This is a genomic window from Streptococcus sp. CSL10205-OR2 (assembly GCF_025660655.1).
Lineage (GTDB): Bacteria > Bacillota > Bacilli > Lactobacillales > Streptococcaceae > Streptococcus.
In genome coordinates, this window is record NZ_JAOTIN010000030.1 from 1 (window position 1) to 851 (window position 851).

At 45.1% G+C, this 851-nt stretch carries 1 pseudogene; it reads left to right on the forward strand.

Features of this window, described 5'->3' with window-relative positions:
* Positions 1–851: pseudogene (locus N7659_RS08085) on the forward strand (hypothetical protein); the annotation flags it as partial.

The following is an 851-nucleotide window of genomic DNA, read 5'->3' on the forward strand; positions in this document are numbered from 1 at the left end:
CTAGAAATGGAAATATCCGCGGTCCACAAGGGGCTCGTGGAGCAACTGGTGCACGAGGAGCAACAGGTGCCACAGGTCAAGCAGGTCGAGATGGTCAAAATGGTTCCTCAATTCATTCAGGTACTACGATACCGCAAGATAGTTTAGGTTCAAATGGTGATACCTATATCAACACAAGCACAGGTGATACCTATAGTAAGAGTAATGGTCGTTGGACTAGAAATGGAAATATCCGTGGTCCACAAGGGACTCGTGGAGCAACAGGTGCCACAGGTCAAGCAGGTCGAGATGGTCAAAATGGTTTCTCAATTCATTCAGGTACTACGACACCACAAAATAGTTTAGGTTCAAATGGTGATACCTATATCAATACAAGCACAGGTGATACCTATAGTAAGAGTAACAGTCGTTGGACTAGAAATGGAAATATCCGCGGTCCACAAGGGACTCGTGGAGCAACAGGTGCCACAGGTCAAGCAGGTCGAGATGGTCAAAATGGTTCCTCAATTCATTCAGGTACTACGATACCGCAAGATAGTTTAGGTTCAAATGGTGATACCTATATCAACACAAGCACAGGTGATACCTATAGTAAGAGTAACAGTCGTTGGACTAGAAATGGAAATATCCGTGGTCCACAAGGGACTCGTGGAGCAACAGGTGCCACAGGTCAAGCAGGTCGAGATGGTCAAAATGGTTCCTCAATTCATTCAGGTACTACGACACCGCAAGATAGTTTAGGTTCAAATGGTGATACCTATATCAACACAAGCACAGGTGATACCTATAGTAAGAGTAACAGTCGTTGGACTAGAAATGGAAATATCCGTGGTCCACAAGGGACTCGTGGA